Source organism: Sulfitobacter sp. SH24 (genome assembly GCF_965641895.1).
Classification (GTDB): domain Bacteria; phylum Pseudomonadota; class Alphaproteobacteria; order Rhodobacterales; family Rhodobacteraceae; genus Sulfitobacter; species Sulfitobacter dubius.
The window spans coordinates 532,718-550,294 of record NZ_OZ282575.1; the positions used below are offsets into that span (position 1 = coordinate 532,718).

General features: G+C 63.5%; 14 protein-coding genes. 12 read left to right on the forward strand and 2 right to left on the reverse strand.

The features are described 5' to 3' along the window. Positions 1-18 precede the first annotated feature (18 nt). Genes ACSQ16_RS05055 through ACSQ16_RS05100 form a run of 10 tightly spaced genes read left to right on the forward strand, consistent with a single transcriptional unit; the run spans position 19 to position 11,005 of the window. Positions 19-552, forward strand: a complete 534-nt coding sequence (locus tag ACSQ16_RS05055; protein WP_093928132.1) for a TRAP transporter small permease — start codon at positions 19-21, stop codon at positions 550-552. Then, positions 552-1,892: a TRAP transporter large permease gene (locus tag ACSQ16_RS05060; protein WP_243261416.1), complete on the forward strand. Its 1,341-nt coding sequence runs from the start codon at positions 552-554 to the stop codon at positions 1,890-1,892. The genes ACSQ16_RS05055 and ACSQ16_RS05060 overlap by 1 nt, the downstream gene beginning before the upstream one ends. Further along, a complete protein-coding gene (locus ACSQ16_RS05065) occupies positions 1,889-2,674 on the forward strand; it encodes an IclR family transcriptional regulator (protein ID WP_243261415.1) in 786 nt (261 codons plus the stop codon). The genes ACSQ16_RS05060 and ACSQ16_RS05065 overlap by 4 nt, the downstream gene beginning before the upstream one ends. Before the next feature lie 15 nt (positions 2,675-2,689). Then, the gene (locus ACSQ16_RS05070; RefSeq protein WP_243261414.1) at positions 2,690-4,786 is read left to right on the forward strand and encodes a 3-hydroxyacyl-CoA dehydrogenase NAD-binding domain-containing protein; all 2,097 of its coding nucleotides are present in this window, start codon (positions 2,690-2,692) and stop codon (positions 4,784-4,786) included. Then, the gene (locus tag ACSQ16_RS05075) at positions 4,783-5,958 is read left to right on the forward strand and encodes an acetyl-CoA C-acyltransferase (protein WP_243261413.1); all 1,176 of its coding nucleotides are present in this window, start codon (positions 4,783-4,785) and stop codon (positions 5,956-5,958) included. Before ACSQ16_RS05070 ends, ACSQ16_RS05075 begins: the two co-directional genes overlap by 4 nt. An 11-nt stretch (positions 5,959-5,969) precedes the next feature. Continuing rightward, positions 5,970-7,169: an acyl-CoA dehydrogenase family protein gene (locus tag ACSQ16_RS05080; RefSeq protein ID WP_243261412.1), complete on the forward strand. Its 1,200-nt coding sequence runs from the start codon at positions 5,970-5,972 to the stop codon at positions 7,167-7,169. After that, complete coding sequence (locus tag ACSQ16_RS05085) at positions 7,166-8,299, forward strand: acyl-CoA dehydrogenase family protein (RefSeq protein WP_243261411.1); 1,134 nt, start codon at positions 7,166-7,168, stop codon at positions 8,297-8,299. The genes ACSQ16_RS05080 and ACSQ16_RS05085 overlap by 4 nt, the downstream gene beginning before the upstream one ends. After that, a complete protein-coding gene (locus ACSQ16_RS05090; RefSeq protein ID WP_243261410.1) occupies positions 8,280-8,687 on the forward strand; it encodes a PaaI family thioesterase in 408 nt (135 codons plus the stop codon). The genes ACSQ16_RS05085 and ACSQ16_RS05090 overlap by 20 nt, the downstream gene beginning before the upstream one ends. Further along, the gene (locus ACSQ16_RS05095; RefSeq protein ID WP_093928140.1) at positions 8,684-9,451 is read left to right on the forward strand and encodes an oxepin-CoA hydrolase, alternative type; all 768 of its coding nucleotides are present in this window, start codon (positions 8,684-8,686) and stop codon (positions 9,449-9,451) included. The genes ACSQ16_RS05090 and ACSQ16_RS05095 overlap by 4 nt, the downstream gene beginning before the upstream one ends. Before the next feature lie 54 nt (positions 9,452-9,505). Further along, positions 9,506-11,005, forward strand: a complete 1,500-nt coding sequence (locus tag ACSQ16_RS05100; protein WP_243261409.1) for a class I adenylate-forming enzyme family protein — start codon at positions 9,506-9,508, stop codon at positions 11,003-11,005. A gap of 33 nt (positions 11,006-11,038) precedes the next feature. Here the strand turns inward: ACSQ16_RS05100 and rpe are convergent, their stop codons facing one another. Together rpe and ACSQ16_RS05110 are read right to left on the reverse strand one after the other, a co-directional pair. After that, positions 11,039-11,728, reverse strand: a complete 690-nt coding sequence (rpe, locus tag ACSQ16_RS05105) for a ribulose-phosphate 3-epimerase (RefSeq protein WP_243261408.1) — start codon at positions 11,726-11,728, stop codon at positions 11,039-11,041. Between the two features lie 64 nt (positions 11,729-11,792). Then, positions 11,793-14,999: a 4Fe-4S double cluster binding domain-containing protein gene (locus tag ACSQ16_RS05110; protein WP_243261407.1), complete on the reverse strand. Its 3,207-nt coding sequence runs from the start codon at positions 14,997-14,999 to the stop codon at positions 11,793-11,795. 122 nt (positions 15,000-15,121) lie between these two features. Between ACSQ16_RS05110 and ACSQ16_RS05115 the strand changes: the two genes are divergently transcribed. Both ACSQ16_RS05115 and ACSQ16_RS05120 read left to right on the forward strand, forming a co-directional pair. After that, positions 15,122-16,141, forward strand: coding sequence for an ABC transporter substrate-binding protein (locus ACSQ16_RS05115; RefSeq protein ID WP_243261406.1), 1,020 nt, complete (start codon positions 15,122-15,124; stop codon positions 16,139-16,141). A 176-nt stretch (positions 16,142-16,317) separates the two neighbouring features. Beyond that, a complete protein-coding gene (locus ACSQ16_RS05120) occupies positions 16,318-17,577 on the forward strand; it encodes a cation:proton antiporter (protein WP_243261405.1) in 1,260 nt (419 codons plus the stop codon).

Here is a 17,577-nt window from a genome sequence, read left to right on the forward strand (position 1 = left end):
TTAGGGGAGGGGCAGCATATGTTGGTAAATCTGGAGAAAATTCTGTTGGGATTGGGCGCTTTGGCGGTGATCGCTTTGGGGGTGCTGATCACCTCCAACGTGATCGCTCGCGCGCTCTTTGCCAGTCAGGTGCCCGATAGCGTGACCATGGTGCGAGAGCTCATGGTCGCCGCCATCCTGCTGCCCCTCGCCGCTGCGACCGCAGCCCGTGCGCATGTCTCCGTGGCCTTCGTGACGGACCGGTTTCCCGACCGCGCCCGTTCGGTGTTGATCGTTGCGGGCTCTGCCATCGGGATGCTGGCACTGGCGCCGCTGATTTATTCCGGCGGGCGCGAATTCTTTGCCGTGGTCGAAAAGGGCAGCTTTTTCTACGGCGACCTCAATCTGCCGAAATGGCCCGGGCGGCTGCTGTTCCTGATCGGAATGATCGCGACCTTCCTGCGACTGGCCGAACTGACGTGGCGCGATGGGCGCACCGTGCTGGCGGGTGGCGTGGTCTCTGACGAACAACACCATGCGGCCGACCTTCTGGCCGAGAAGGACGTGCTGTAATGGATGCTTCGACCATCGGAATGATCGCCTTTGCCGCAGTGCTGATCCTGCTTGCCCTGCGCGTGCCAATCGCCTTTACGCTGGCCGCCGTGGCGACCGTTGCTACCTTCTTTATCTTCGCCTTCCGTACCGGGACCTTCATGCCCGAACGTGCGATCAAGGCGACCACCTCGATGGTGTTTTCAAACTCCTTCGACCTCATTCACTCTTACGATCTGTCGATGATCCCGCTTTTCGTGGCGCTTGGTCACATCGCGTATCGCGCGGATATCACGACCAAGATTTATCACGCCGCCAAAGTCTGGCTGACCCGCCTGCCGGGTGGTGTCGCCATGGCAAGTGTTATGGGCTGCGGCGGGTTCTCCGCGATCACCGGTTCATCCATCGCCTGCGCCTCGACCATGGGTAAGATCTGTACGCCCGAGATGCTGCGCATGGGCTATGACCCGCGTTTGGCCACGGCTTCGGTCGCGGCGGGGGGCACATTGGGCTCGCTCATTCCGCCATCGGTTCTGTTCATCATCTACGGCATTTTCACCGAGACTTCGATCTCGTCGTTGTTCCTTGCGGGTGTTCTGCCGGGGTTGCTGACGCTGGCGGGTTTTGTGCTGGTCATCGCCGTCTGGGTCTGGCGCGATCCGGCGGTAGCACCCTCGACCGACCAACGCTACACCGGGGGTGAGCGTTGGCAGGCGGCCCTTGATAGCTGGCCCGCGATCTTGCTGTTCGTGCTGATCATCGGCGGCATCTACGGCGGTATCTTTACCGCGACCGAGGCCGCCGCCGTCTGCGTCGTTTCCGCCACGCTGATCGGTTTCGCGCAGCGCAAACTGGATTGGGCGGGCCTTTGGGAGGCGGTAAAAGAAACCTGTGTTCAGACTTCTGCTATCTTCCTGATTGCTGCCAGTGCCAAGATTTTTGTGGCTTTTGTTGCGCTGACTGGCGTCGCGGGCACCATCGTTGGTTTCGTGTCCGACGCGCAGATGTCGCTGGTTGTGCTGATGCTCTGCATTGCGCTGATTTACCTTCTGCTCGGCATGTTCCTCGATCCCATTGGCATCATGGTGCTGACCCTGCCGCTGATGATCCCGCTGGTGGAAAGCTATGACCTCAACCTCATCTGGTTCGGCGTCGTGGTCATCAAACTGCTGGAGATCGGCCTGATTACACCGCCTGTGGGCTTGAACGTCTTTGTCATCGCCAATGTGGTGGGCCGCGAGGCACCGATCGACAAGATTTTCGCAGGCATCACACGGTTCCTCAGCGTAGATTTCATCGTGCTGATCCTCATCATGTCCTTCCCGATGATCTCGCTTTTGATCCCGATGGCGGCGCGATGAAGGACCGCGACGAAACGACAACTGACCGCAAGTTCGCCAATACGCTGGCGCGGGGTCTCGGGATTCTGCGTGCCTTCCGTGCCAGTGACAGCGGGCTGAGCCACGCGCAGATCGCCGAGCGGACGGGCCTGCCGAAACCTACCGTTTCGCGGCTAACTTATACACTGTGCGAACTGGGCTATCTGGCGCATGGCGGGCGCAACGACAAGTTTCGGCTAGGGCCTGCGGCGATTGCGCTCGGCTCGGTCGCCTCGGTCGCGGTCAGTTTCGTCGATATGGCGTCGGACGTGATGCAGCAATTGGCCGACGAGACCCGCACGCTGGCGCTGATCGCGGTGAGGGATGGCGACCGGATGATGCTGGTGCGCACATGGCGTCCGCATACCGCCTCGACCATCTGGCTAGAGCCGGGTCACCGCATCCCGGTCTATGGCTCTTCTTCCGGTCTCGCCACGCTGGCCAGTCTGGACGAGAACCGTTTTGACGCGCTTGAGCCAGATGAGCGGCTACGCAATTTCCGCCGCGAGGGGTATGAGCAATTGCTGGCGCAGGGCTTTGTCCTCGCCCCGCCCGAGACGCGTTATGCCCGCAGCATCAACGCTGTGAGCGTGCCTTATTACGCAGGGGAATTCGGCGAACCCGTCGCCTTCACCTGCGGCGCTTTGCCGGGTGACTTGCCCGACTGCCGCATTCTGTCACAAGTGGGGCCAGCGCTGCGTGACGTGGTCAGCGGCATCGAACAACGCACCGGACGGGCACCGGCCCTATCCCGGCGCGGATAGATCAAGGAGTTTAACATGACCGACAAGATTGCCTATTCCCGCCATGACGACATCGTCGTGCTGCGCATTCAAAACCCGCCCGTCAACGCGCTGAGCCAAGCCGTGCGGCAGGGGCTGGCCGACGGCATGGACCGTGCCGAGGCTGAAGACGGCGTGCGCGCCGTGATGATCGTGGGCGAGGGCCGCGCCTTCATCGCGGGGGCTGATATCACCGAATTCGGCAAGCCGCCGATGGAGCCGTTCCTGCCTGACCTGTGCAACCGGATCGAAGCCTCGCCGCTTCTGGTCGTGGCGTCCATGCATGGCGTGAGCCTTGGCGGCGGTCTCGAAGTGGCCCTCTCGGCGCATTACCGCATCGCTCAGCCTTCGGCACGTGTGGGTCTGCCGGAAGTCCACCTTGGCCTGATCCCCGGCGCAGGCGGCACCCAGCGTCTGCCGCGCCTTATCGGCGTGGAACCCGCGCTCGACGCGATCACCACGGGCCGCCATATTAAGGCACCGCAGGCGCTGGAGATGGGCATCGTCGACCGCGTGGAGGAGGGCGATCCGCAGGAGGTCGGTCTCGCCTACGTCCGCGAATTGCTCGACAGCGGTGCCGAGCGTCGCCCGATCTGCGAGATGCCCGCGCCTGCGCCGATCGACTGGGATGCCGCCTATGAAGTGACGCTGAAGAAAGGCCGCGGCCAGATTTCCCCCGCTGAGGCCGTCCGCGCCGTGCAGGCAGGTGTCGAGAAACCCTTCGAAGAGGGCATGAAAGCCGAGCGCCGTATCTTCTCGGAACTGATGAACACCGACCAGCGGCAGGGCATGATCCACGCCTTCTTCTCCGAACGCGCGGTCAGCAACCTGCCCGAGCTGAAAGGCGTCGAGCCGCGCGAACTGAAAGCCATCGGTGTCATCGGTGGCGGCACCATGGGGGCGGGGATCGCTACCGCAGCACTGCTGTCGGGCTCCTCGGTCGTGCTGATCGAGATGAAGGAAGAGGCCGCCAAGGCCGCGCATGAGCGTATCTCGGGCAACCTTCAAGGCGCGCTGAAACGTGGCAAAATCGATCAGGCGAAATTCGATCACCTGACCGGCACGGCGCTCACCGTCTCCACCGAATACGACAGCCTCTCGGACGTCGATCTGGTGGTCGAAGCGGTCTTCGAGGACATGGACGTCAAAAAGCAGGTCTTCGGCAAGCTCGACGCGGTTTGCAAGCCGGGCTGCGTGCTGGCCTCCAACACCTCTTATCTCGACGTGAACGAGATCGCCGCCTCCACCAAGCGCCCCGAGGACGTGATCGGGCTGCACTTCTTCTCGCCCGCGCATGTGATGAAACTGCTTGAGGTCGTCGTCGCCGACAAGACCGCGAAAGATGTTGTCGCCACGGGCTTTGCCCTTGGCAAGGCGCTCGGCAAGATCAGCGTGCGCGCGGGCGTCTGCGATGGCTTCATTGGCAACCGCATCCTCGCCACCTACCGCACCGCGGCGGACCACATGGTGCTGGACGGCGCCAGCCCCTACAAGATCGACGCGGCACTTGAGAAATTCGGCTTTGCCATGGGCCCCTTCGCCGTGGCCGATCTCGCTGGGCTCGACATTGGCTGGGCCACGCGCAAGCGCAAGGCCGCGACGCGCCACCCCGAGGAGCGGGTGCCGACTTATATCGACCGTCTGTGCGAGCAGGGACACTTCGGCCAGAAGACCGGCCAAGGCTACTACCTTTACGAGAAGGGTAAACGCGGCGGCACGCCGAACCCTGAGATCACCCGCCTGATCGAGGAAGAGCAAAAGGAACGCGGCATCACCCCGCGTGAATTCACCGAGGCCGAGATCGTGCGCCGCTACATGTGCGCCATGGTCAACGAGGCCGCCAAGGTGCTGGAAGAGGGCATCGCAAAACGCCCGCTCGACATCGATATGACGCTGCTTTTCGGCTATGGCTTCCCGCGCTACTGGGGCGGCCCGATGAAATGGGCCGATATTCAGGGCTTGCCCAATGTCCTCGCCGCGATCGAAGGCTTTGCCGAAAAAGACCCTTGGTTCTGGAAACCAGCGCCGCTGCTGGTCGATCTGGTCAAGACCAACCGCACTTTTGATGATCTGAACAAGGAAGCTGCCAAATGAAACAGGCTGTCATCGTCTCTGCCGTCCGCACCGGGCTGGCCAAATCCTTCCGCGGGTCGTTCAACATGACCCACGGTGCCACCATGGGCGGCCATGTCGTCGCCGAAGCCGTGAAACGCTCGGGCGTCGATCCGTCGGCCATCGAAGACGTCATGATCGGCTGCGGCTACCCCGAGGGGGCGACCGGCTCGAACATCGCGCGGCAGATCGCCCTGCGCGCGGGTCTGCCGGTCACTGCATCCGGCGTGACCGTGAACCGCTTCTGTTCGTCCGGCCTGCAGACCGTTGCCATGGCCGCCAATGCGATCTGCATGGAGGGCGCAGGCCCGATGGTCGCGGGCGGGGTCGAGAGCATTTCGCTGATCCAGCCGGATGTGAAATCGGTGAAAGAGGCTTGGCTTATGGAGCAAAAGCCCGAGGTCTATATGGCGATGATTGACACAGCCGACATCGTGGCCAAACGCTACAACATCAGCCGCGAGGATCAGGACGCCTATGGCCTGCGCAGCCAGCAGTTGATTGCCGCAGCGCAAGAGGCCGGTCTCTTTGATGACGAGATCGTGCCGATGCAGACCACCATGGGCGTGCAGGACAAGGAAACCAAGGAGATCTCCACCCGCGAGGTCACTGTGGACCGCGACGAATGCAACCGGCCCGGCACCACGCTCGAAGGGCTTGCGGGCCTGACGCCCGTGCGCGGCGAGGGGGCCTTTATCACCGCGGGCAACGCCAGCCAGCTTTCCGATGGGGCCGCGGCCCTCGTGCTGATGGACAGCAAAGAGGCCGAGCAGCAGGGCCTGCAAGCCATGGGCGCGTTCCGCGGCTTCGCCGTCGCAGGCTGCGAGCCCGACGAGATGGGCATCGGCCCGGTCTTTGCCGTGCCGCGCTTGCTGGAACGCCATGGCCTCAGCGTCGATGACATTGACATCTGGGAGTTGAACGAAGCCTTCGCGAGCCAAGCGCTCTACTGCCGCGACAAACTCGGCATCGACCCCGACAAATGCAACGTGAACGGGGGATCCATCGCCATCGGCCACCCCTTCGGCATGACCGGGGCGCGGATGACCGGGCACATCCTGCGCGAAGGCCACCGCCGCGGCGCGAAACTCGGCGTCGTGACGATGTGCATCGGCGGCGGCATGGGGGCGGCTGGCCTCTTCGAAATCTACTAAAGGGGGCCGAGATGGACCTGAGCTATACAGACGAAGAACGCGCCTTTCGCGAGGAGGTGCGTCAATTCCTCGCCGAGAAACTGTCCAAGGAACTCTCCGAGAAGGTGCGCCGCGGGCGGGAGCTGACGAAGGACGATCACGAACGCTGGCACGCCATCCTGAACGATCAAGGCTGGCTGGCCACCAACTGGCCCAAGGAATTCGGCGGGGCCGCGTGGAATGCCGTGCAGCGCCACATCTTCGAGGAAGAAGCCGCCGCCCATCACGCTCCGCGCATCGTGCCCTTTGGCCTGTCGATGCTGGCGCCCGTCTTGCAGAAGTTCGGCTCGAAGGAGCAGCAGGACTACTGGCTACCGCGCATCCTCTCGGGTGAAGACTGGTGGTGTCAGGGCTATTCCGAGCCGGGCGCCGGGTCGGACCTCGCCTCGCTGAAAACCACAGCGGTGAAGGACGGCGACCACTACATCGTCAACGGTCAAAAGACTTGGACCACGCTGGGCCAGCACGCCAACATGATCTTCTGCCTCGTGCGCACCGACAAGGACGTGAAACAGCAAGAGGGCATCTCCTTCGTGCTGATCGACATGGGCACGCCGGGCATCACCGTGCGCCCGATCATCCTGCTGGATGGCGGCGCCGAGGTGAACGAGGTATTCTTTGACAACGTGAAAGTGCCCGCCGAGAACCTTGTAGGCGAAGAGAACAAGGGCTGGACCTACGCCAAGTACCTGCTGACCCATGAGCGCACAAACATCGCGGGCGTGGGCTTCTCCCAAGCCGGTCTTCAGGCCGTGAAACGCATCGCCAAATCCGAAATGGCCGGGGGCCGCCCGCTGATCGAGAACCCGCATTTCGCCGCCCGTGTGGCGCAGGCAGAGATTGATCTGATGGCGATGGCCACGACCAACCTGCGCATCATCTCCAAGGCCGCCGCAGGGCAGGCACCGGGGGTGGAAAGCTCCATGCTCAAGGTCAAAGGCACGATCATCCGTCAGGAAATCAACGATCTGGCGCGCCGTGCGGCTGGCGTCTATGCCATGCCCTTCGCCTCGGAAGCGGTGGCAGGCAGCAACGACGCGCTGCCCGATCCGAACGAGGCCGGCCCGGTGGCCGCGCAGTATTTTAACAACCGTAAGCTGTCGATCTTTGGCGGTTCTAACGAAATCCAGCGGCAGATCATCGCCAAGACAACGCTGGGAGGTGCAAAATGAATTTCGACCTGACCGAAGAACGCCAGATGCTGCAAGACAGCCTGCGCCGTTTCCTGCGGGATAAATACGACACCGCCACGCGCAACGGCATTCTGGAAAGCGAAGCAGGCTTCTCTGCTGATATCTGGAACGGCTTGGCCGAATTGGGCGTCATCGGCGCGCTGTTCACCGAAGAGCAGGGCGGCTTTGGCGGCGCGGGTTTCGACATCGCAGTGGTGTTCGAAGAACTGGGCCGCGCCGGTGTGGTCGAGCCGCTGCTCGACAGCGCCGTGCTGGCTGGGGGCTTGATTGCCGATCTGGGCAGTGAAGCGCAGCAGGAGCATATTGAGGCACTGATCGGCGGCGCGTTGCAATTGGCCTTTGCCCATGGCGAGCCGACCAGCCGCTATGACCTTGAGCGCGTCACCACCACTGCGTCGCAAAACGGCGGTGACATCGTGTTGAACGGTCGCAAAGCCGTCGTCGCCAATGCCGAGGCTGCCGATATGCTCGTCGTCTCTGCCCGCGAAAGCGGAGAGGCTGGCGATCAGGCAGGCATTTCGCTGTTCCTTGTGCCAGCGGATACCAAAGGGCTCACCGTCACGGGCTACGCCCTGCTGGCCGGTGGCCGCGCCGCCGAAGTCACGCTGGACGATGTGACTCTGCCCGAAAGCGCCCGCTTGGGCGAGGCTGGCAAGGCGTTTGACGCCATCGAGGCCCGTGTGGCCGTGGCGACCACCGCGCTCTGCGCGGAAACGCTGGGCGCGATGGAAACCGCCTGCGATCTGACCCGCGAATACCTCGGCACCCGCAAGCAGTTTGGCCGCCCGATCGGCAGCTTCCAAGCGCTGGCGCACCGCATGTCGGACCTGCTGATTGACCTCGAACAGGCCCGCTCTGCCGTGATCAATGCCGCAGGCCATCTGGCTGACGACCGCGCCAGCCGCGAGCGTCACGTCTCAGCCGCAAAGAACCTGATGGGCCGCGTGGGCCGTCTGGTGGCCGAAGACACGATCCAGATGCACGGCGGCATCGCCATGACGCAGGAGTACGAACTGGCCCATATCGCCAAGCGCATCACCATGGCGGATCACCGCTTTGGCGACATTGACTATCATCTGGAGCGGTTCATTGCACTATCCGCCGCATGAGGCACCGACCAGCGGGGTTCAACAGCTGATCGGGTTTCAACCCGACCTGTCGAACCCCGATGGCAGCACCCGCGTGACGCTCGATATCGGCCCACAGCACCTGAATGTCTCGGGCGTGCTGCACGGGGGGCTGCATACGTTGCTCTTGGATGTGGCCACGGGCTTTGCCTGCGCGCGGCACTGTGCGATGAGCGGGCCTTTCGTGCCGATGCTGACCCTGTCGCTGACCACCGATTACATCTTGGCGGTGCGCGAGGGGCGGGTTGTGGCGACAGGCCGTGTCACCGGTGGAGGCTTCAAGATACTCTATGCCGAGGCGCAGTTGCATGATGCCGAGGGCAAGCTGCTGTCGCGCGCGACAGGCGTATTCAAAAGGGCAAAAACATGAGCGCACGTATCGAAGATCGCGGTGATCGGTTGATCGTCTGGAACGGCAATGCCGAGAAGCGCGGTGCACTGACGCCAGAGCTTTATGAGGCGATTGCAGAGGCGATGCGGATGGCCGAAGACCCGCGCATCCGCGCGGTGATCCTCACTTCTGAGGGGCGCTTTTTCTGTGCGGGGGGCGACCTTAACGTGCTGATCGAACGTCGCAAATTGACCGAGGCCGAACGCCGCGAGCGGGTGGACGGTCTGCATGATCTTGTCCGCGCCATGCGCGCCTGCCCGGTGCCTGTGATTGCGGCTATCGAAGGCGGTGCTGCTGGCGCTGGCCTGTCTCTGGCGCTGGCCTGCGACATGATCGTGGCTTGCGAAGAGGCGCAGTTTACTGCCGCCTATGTGAAGGCTGGTCTGGTGCCTGACGCGGGGCTTACCGCGTCGCTTGCCCGGCTATTGCCGCGGCCCTTGTCGATGGAGATGTGCCTTTTGGGCCGTCCTGTCATGGCGATGCGCTTTGCGGAACTGGGCGCGGTGAACCGCATCTGCGCCAACGGCAAAGCCTTGGACGAAGCGCTGATGCTGGCCGATACGCTGGCCGCTGGCCCGCGTGCGGCGCAAGCTGTGATCCGACAGTTGGTGGCGCAAGCCTATGAGACCGAAGAGGCCGATCAGCTTGATGCTGAGCGCAACGCCATGGCGCATGCCGCCGGCGGGGATGAGGCCGCCGAAGGGATCGCGGCCTTTTTGGATAAACGTAAGCCCCGGTTTTAAACCGGGCGGCGACACTCGGAGGAGGGCGTCGCAGATAGGCAGGAGGAGACACCCATGAATGCCAGGGTACAGGATTTTCTAGCTGAGCAATTGGCGACCCGACCAGAGGCACCCGCGCTGAGCGATCCCAGCGGTGCCGCGTGGAGCTACGCCGATCTGGACCGTGCGCGCGTGGCATTGGCCGCTGAGTTGCGCAGCGCGGGTGTGCAGGCGGGCGACCGCGTGCTTTTGATGGTGGAAAACTGTGTTTCCGCCGTTGCCGGCCTCTATGCCGCGTGGGAGTTGAACGCGGTGGCGATCCCCGTCAATGCCCGCCAGACCGAGGCCGAAGTCACCCGCATCATCGATCACGCCACCCCGGCAGCGGTGCTGCTGACCTGCGATGTCTCGCCCGAAGCGGCGGCCCACGCGGCGCGGCTGAATGCGCGCGAGATTGCGGGCGATTTCGGCAGCTTGCATTTGGCCACGCCACTGCCCAGCAGCCCGGACGCCGATCTGCATGATGTGGCCGTGCTGCTTTATACCACCGGCACCACGGGCGATCCTAAGGGCGTGATGCTGACCCATTCCAACCTGCGTTTCGGCGCGCGGGCCTCGGCAGATTTGCGGCAGATGCTGCCCGGCGATGTGGTCTATGGCGTCTTGCCGATGACCCATGTTTTCGGGTTGGTTTCTGTGTTGATGGCGGCAGTGAGCGCGGGGGCAAAGGTGCGGCAGGAGTCGCGTTTCTCGGCGGCGAAGCTCCACGCGGCGACCCACGAAGACGTGACGATCCTGCCAGCGGTGCCGCAGATGCACGCGCTGGTGATGCAATACTCCCGCGAGGGTGGCATGGCGAAACTGGCCAGCCCCACGCTGCGCTATGTTTCATCAGGCGGTGCACCGCTGGACCCGGCGTGGAAACGCAAGGCCGAGGCGTTCTACGAACTACCTCTACAAAACGGCTTTGGCATGACCGAGACATGCTCGGGCGCCTCCGCCACCACCAACGCGCTTGGCTCGCCCGACACGTCGGTCGGACCGGTCACGCCGGGCACCGAATGCAAGATCGACGACCAAGCCCCCGGCGGCAATGGCGCGGGCGAAGGTGAGGTGCTGGTGCGCGGCCCGCATGTGATGAAAGGCTACTACCGGAACCCGACCGAAACCGACAAAGCCATCGACGCCGAGGGCTGGCTGCACACCGGCGATCTGGGCAAGCTCGATGAGAATGGGCGGTTGCACATCCTCGGGCGCAGCAAGGAATTGATCATCCACGGCGGTTTCAACGTTTATCCACCCGAGGTCGAAGCCGCGTTGAACGATCACCCGCGCGTGGTGCAATCGGCCGTGGTCGGACGGCGGCGCGAAGGCGACGAAGAGGTGCTGGCCTTCGTGCAGGTGGCACCGGGGGACGAGGTGACCGCAGAAGAGTTGCGCAGTTTCGTCAAAGAGCGGCTGACCGGCTACAAACGCCCGTCGCAGATTATCGTGGCGACCGATTTGCCCGCAGCGCCCACCGGCAAGATCCTGAAGCACCGCCTGCTGACGGCTTTCGCCGATCAACTGGCGTGACAGCGCGGGGCGCAGAGGCGCCCCGCATTTCTATCAGACGTAGGTGCCTTCGGCGGCGGCGCGGATCGCGCGGATGTTCTCGCCGTAAGGCGCGGGGTCGCTGACCGAGCCGCCCTTGAAAACGGCGGATCCCGCCACCAGCACATCGGCTCCGGCCTGCGCCACCAGCGGCGCGGTCTTGGGGTCGACGCCGCCGTCGATCTCAATATGCACGGGCCGGTCGCCGATCAACGCGCGCAATTCGCGGATTTTGGCTGTCATGTCGATGAACTTCTGCCCGCCGAAGCCGGGGTTCACGGTCATCACACAGATCAGGTCGACCATGTCGAGCAGTTCGGCCACCGCGCTGGCTGGCGTGCCGGGGTTGAGTGCCACACCCGCTTTCGCGCCCGCGCCGCGGATCGCCTGAAGCGTGCGGTGGATATGGGGGGTGGCCTCGGCATGGGCGGTGATCACATCGGCGCCCGCCTTGGCGAAGGCTTCGATATAGGGATCGACCGGAGCAATCATCAGATGCACGTCCATCACGCCCTTGATGTGGGGCCGGATCGCCGCGCAGGTGGCGGGGCCGAAGGTGATGTTGGGCACGAAATGCCCGTCCATCACGTCCACATGCACCCAGTCCGCGCCTTGGGCCTCAATGGCTTCGCATTCGGCACCGAAGTTGGCGAAATCGGCGGCGAGGATGGAGGGGGCGATCTTGATCGAACGGTCGAAACTCATGGGGGCAGCCCTTTGTTGCAGAGGTTGGCCTCTCTTAACGGCTGCGCGCTTTTTGCGAAAGGGGTTAGAGATCGAGTTCCAGTACGCCGCCTGCCTCTGCCGCGCGGGACTGGCAGAGGATGATCGCGCCTTCGCGTTGCTTGGCGGAGAGCACGAAGTCGCGGTGTTCGACCGCGCCGCCCCGCAGGCCGCATTTACAGACGCCGCAGATGCCATCGCTGCATTTCAGATCCACCGGCACCCCCGCCGCGATCAGCGCGTCGGCGGCGGTTTCTTCGGCTGAGACGGCGATTTCACGGCCAGAGCTGAGTTTCAGCGTGAAGGGGTGATTGACGTAATCCGGCACCTCGGGGGTTGAGAAATATTCCAGATGCCGCGCGTCTTCGGGGATGCCCGCGGCCTCAGCGGCGGCCATGACAGATTGCATGTAGGCGTCCGCGCCACAGGTGTAGACATGGGTGCCCGGTACGGCGTGATCCATGATGGCAGGCAGGTCGGCGCGGGTGCTCTCGGACGAGATATGCAGGTGCACGCGGTCGGCCCAAGGAGCCTGCGCCAGTTCTTCGGCAAAGGCGGCGGCTTCGCGGTCAGAGGCCGAGTAGTGCAGATCAAAGGGCCGCCCAAGGACGTGCAGGCGATGGGCAAAGGCGATCATCGGCGTGATGCCGATACCGCCGCCCATGAGCAGGCTATGCGGCGCGTCCTCGACCAGTTCAAAATGGTTCACCGGCTTGCCGACAAAGATCCGCCGTCCCTTGGTGAAGACCCGGTGGAGCAGGGCTGATCCGCCCCGGCCCGCGTCCTCGCGCAGTACCGCGATGCGGTAGCGTTTGCGGTCAGTTGGATCACCCAGCAGGGAATAGGGGCGCAGGAATTCGGGCGCGACGACCAGATCGAGATGCGCGCCAGCGGTCCATTCGGGCAGGTCGTGGCCTTCGGGGTGGGCGATGTCATAAAGCGCCGTGGTCGCGTTCAGGTGGGTGACTTGCGTGATGCGCAGATCAAGCACGGGGGTGTCGCTGCCGACCTTGTAAAGATGCAAATGATCGGTCTCGCCCGCTGCGGTTTTGCGGCGGTGCTCATCGGCGCTCAGCAGGGCCGCATGGGCAGCAATCCCGGCCTCGCGGTTCATCGGATCGGGGTAGGGCCATGGGTGCGGGGCCAGCGGGGCGGGGTAGACGGCGAGGGTTTGATCCTCGAACTTGAGATCAAGATCGGGCTGCAGGTCACGTGCGTTAACGGGCTGGGCAGGCGTGTCGAACTGGCCCGAGGGTTTGCGTTCGATGTCCCACCACCACTTTTTGACCGGGTTCAGGCGGCCTTTGCCGACCTTGTCATCCAGCTTGGCCAGCAGTGGTGCGGCGGCGGGGATGTTGGAGGCGGCCCAGCGGAAGGGGGCCTCGGCGAAGAGCCCTTCAAGGTTCCACGGACAGGTCTTCATGCAACGCCCGCACATCGCGCCGCCTTGGTTGGTGATCCGGTAGGTAGCGCATTTCTGGCTGTCAGATTTCCAGATTTCATAGCCGTTGAACATGCGTTTCGGCCCGGCGGTGATCGCCCCCGAGGGGCACTCGCGGGCGCATTTGTTGCAGGCTTCGCAGAACTTTTGCAGGCCAAAGTCGATGGGCTTGTCATGGGCAACGGGCAGGGTGGTGGTGACCACGCCGGATTTCAGGCGCGGGCCGAGGAAGGGGTTCAGGATCACTTCGCCGATGCGAGAGACTTCGCCCAAGCCCGCGAGCAACAGCAGCGGCGGCTGCAGCACGTCGCCATCCATCACCGTATGCGCTTTGGCGGAATGGCCGAGGTTGCGCAGATGCTGGGCCATCACGCCACCCAGCATCGAGAACCGCAGATAGGCCCGCATGGATTGCGACACGGCGATCCAGTCGTCGCCCGAGGAACCTTCCATCGTGTCGAAGCCTTGGTCGATGATAAGGCTCAGCGCTTGGTCATGCGGCGGGGTGATCGGGGTGCCGGTGGCGTCGTGGCTGTACCATGTCCAATCGGGGCAGGCAGAGAGGCCCGCAGCATCGGCCCCCAGAAAGTAGCTTGCCGCTTTAAGGTTCGCGGCATTTCGGGCGCTGTCCGCCATAGCGGGTGCGGCGTCGTTCACCGGGCCATCTTGCAGCAGGATCAACGCCCCCAGCAGACGGCGCTGCGCGGCGGAGGGGGCGGATTTCACCACATGGTGCCCGCCTTTCATGGCGTTCTGCACCTTTGGCCCCATGTCGCCGAACTGCCCGCGTGCGAAAAGATCCCCGCGTTTCGGCACGCGCGGCACGTTCGGCGCGTCGATATAGGTGGTCGGCTCGTCCACCCGCTTCAAAGTCTCGAATGGATGCGGCCCTGCGGCATAGTCGCGCCGCGCGTAGGGGTCGGCATCGCGGGCGCTGACGCCGCCATGGGTGCCCAACTGCCAATGCGGGCCTTTGAGCACAGACCACGGCTGATCGGCCAGCGGGGCAAGCGGCATATCGGGCGCGAGATCCATGTCGGTGGTAACAACCGCCAACCCGAAACGCGCGCCCACCCACGGAGCTTGCAGTGTGTTGTCTTCCCAAACCGCCAACCCCGCCGCCACGGCCAGTTGTCCAAGGTTCACATCGGCGGTGGTGCCTGAATGAACCTTGGCCGCGAAGCCCAGCTGCCGGATGTATTCGGCCAGCACGGTGGCGTTTTCGGTGCCGCGTAGGCAGGCGCGCTCGGCTTGGGCGTCGATGATCCAATCGCTGCCCAATTCATCCTCGCGCGGATCGCGGGGATAGGCGGTGAGGACCACCAGCGCGTGGCTGTGAGTATTGATCGAGGTTTCGGGCGCGTCCACCGCATCGCGCAGGTTCGCCATGATGACATCCACTCCGGCGGCGAGCGTCTTGGTCTGGCGGCTGCGCAGTCCTTCGGCCAATTGCGCAGTGCCCTCGCTTCGGCGGGGCGTGGCTAGAAGCGCCTCTTGCGGCAGAGCGCAGACGCCCATCATCGAGGCATCGTTGTAATAGCCAAAAGATTTGAGGTGGTTGGCGCGTTCCACCGGGCCGTCGGGGATCACCGCGCCCGCCGTATTGATCGGCCCGTCGCGCAGCACGTCCATCATCGCTTGGAAGGGCGCCATGGCGTTGCATATGCTTTGGGGCGTCTCGGGCCGCTCAAAACGCAGCACCGGCATGGGCGCGCCCGGCAGTTGGTCATGGGGCGCATGCAGCCGGCGCAGCCGCTCCAAGGGGAAGGGGCCGAGGTGCATGGGGCGGGTCTTGGATGAAAAGAGCTTCATGGCAAATCGATGCCATGCTTTGAAATGATATGCCAGTCCCGGTTGTGGCCGCTGAGGGCGCTCTCGCTTGACTTTCGGTCTGGCCGCCGACCATGCTGCGGCAAAATTGGAGGAGTGAGATCATGACCCTGTTCAACCGCCGTCAGGCCATCGCAACCTTGGGTGCCGCAACCGCTGTGGGGCTGGCGGCTCCGGCGCTGGCGCAAAACCGCAAGATCACCGTAGGCGCGCTGCGTTTCACCAGCCACGCGGGCAGCTTTGTCGGCTTTGAGCGGGGCTATTTCAAAGAGGCCGGGCTGGACGTTGAACTGCGCTTTTTCGAGGCCGCGCAGCCGATGGCCGTGGCGATTGCCAGTGGCGATGTGGACTATGCGATCACCGCGATTTCGGGCGGCTTGGTGTCCTTGGCGCAAAAGGGCGCGGTCAAGGTTATCGGCGGCGGTCTGCAAGAAGAGCCGGGCATCGACGGACAGAAGTTCCTCGTCTCCGACGCGGCTTATCAAGCGGGCATCACCGCGCCGGGCATGTTGGATGGCAAAAGCTTTGGCATGACGCAGGCGGGATCGTCCTTCCACTACATGGGCTCCAAAATGGCCGAGGCGGAGGGGATTGAGCTGAAGTTCAAGCCGCTGCAAAAGGTTGGCGCGGTGATTGGTGCGCTGAAGTCTGGCCAGATCGATGCGTGGTCGATCGTGCCGCATATCGCCAAGCCGCTGGCCGGGTCGGGTGCCGTGCATATCATCGGCGATGTGGCGACATATCTGCCGGATTATCAGGTGACGACCGTCTTCACCTCGTCCAAGAACGCCAGCGATGAGCAGGAGATGACCAAGAATTTCCTTACGGGCTATTCCAAAGGTGTCGCCGACTATAACGCCGCTATGATCGCCAAGGACGGCGGCGATGCGGGCGTGGATGAGATGGTCGATCTGATCCATAAATACGTCTACACCGACCGCCCGCGCGACAAGGCGGCGCCGTCGATCATCAACGGCACCATGCGTCTGAACGAAGGTGCCAAGCTGAACGTCGCCTCTGTGCGCGACCAGTTGGAGTGGTTCCAGTCCGAAGGGCTGGTCGACAGCGACATCTCCTTGGAGACGCTGGTCGACACATCTTATGTCGAGACGGCGGGCAGCTAAGTGCGCCACTGGAGTTTTGTAGTCATTCTAAAAGGCGCGTCCGAAATGGGCGCGCCTTTGTTTTTGGCCGCGCGCAGGGGCGATTTTGGGCGGGCGTGACTGGCAATGCCGCCCCGTAAAGATACCTTTGAAGCTGATACAGGGCCAAGCCCCTGACCAGTAGACGGAAACGTTCAGTGAGCGACGGCAGTTTTTTCACCCTAGACGGCTATCATTTCGCCTTGGGGGCCGTCGGGGCGGTTGTCATCCTTGCTCATTGGCTGCCGCGATTTGTCAGCCGACGCGAGCCTGCGGCATCGGGGCTTTTGATCCTTTTGGGCATGGGTATTTTCGCCCTTGTCCCCGGTATGCCGATATTCCCCGACCCCCGCATCTATCCCTTCCCGTGGGAGATGGTGTCAGAGCTTTGCGTGATCGTCGCCTTATTCGCGACGGGGCTGCGCATTGATAAACTCTCGGATTGGTCCCGCTGGGGGCCGACGGCGCGGCTCTTGGCGCTGACCATGCCACTGACGATCCTATCGGTCGCGCTGATGGGATGGGCCTTTGCGGGGATGACCGCGGCGGGCGCGATCCTCTTGGGCGCGGTGATGGCCCCGACCGATCCGGTTCTGGCCGCCGATGTGCAGGTCGGCCCGCCGCATGAGGGGGGCGAGCATCCGGTGCGTTTCGCGCTGACGACCGAGGCGGCGCTGAACGACGGCTTGGCCTTTCCCTTTGTCTATCTCGGGATTTTGGTCGCGGCTGAGGGCTTGGCCCCTGCGGCTTGGGGTGTGGAGTGGCTGGCGCGCGATGTCTTTTGGCGCATTGCTGTCGGCACCGCCATGGGTGCTGCGGGCGGTTGGGCCTTGGGGCAGGTGTTGTTCGTCGTGCCGCGCAAGGCGGTTCTGGCGGATACCTCCTCGGGCGTGGTGGCCTTGGCAGGGGTGCTTTTGTGTTATGGCACGACGGAATTGGTTGAAGGCTATGGCTTTATCGCCGTGGCGGTGGCCGGTCTGGTGATCCGACGGGTTGAGGCAGACCACGAATTCCACCGCCGTTTGCATGATTTCACCGCTGCTGTTGAGCACGCCCTAACGGCGCTGCTGCTGGTGGCGATTGGCGCGGTGCTGCCTGCCTTGCTGGCTGGTTTGACCCTCTCCGGTGGGGTGATCGTGCTGGCATTGATCTTTGTCGTGCGTCCCTTGGCGGGGTGGCTGGCGCTTTTGGGATCGTCGATTGAGGCGCGCCCCCGCTGGGTCGTGGCGCTCTATGGCATTCGGGGGATCGGGTCGATCTACTACCTCGCCTATGCGGCGGGGAAGGTGGAATTTCTGGACGAAGAGCCGCTTTGGGCGATGGTGGGGTTCGCGATCCTTGTGTCGACTTTAGTGCATGGGTTTACCGCCGGGATCGCGGTGGATGGGCTGCGCGGGAAAGAGGGTGAGCAGCCTTAA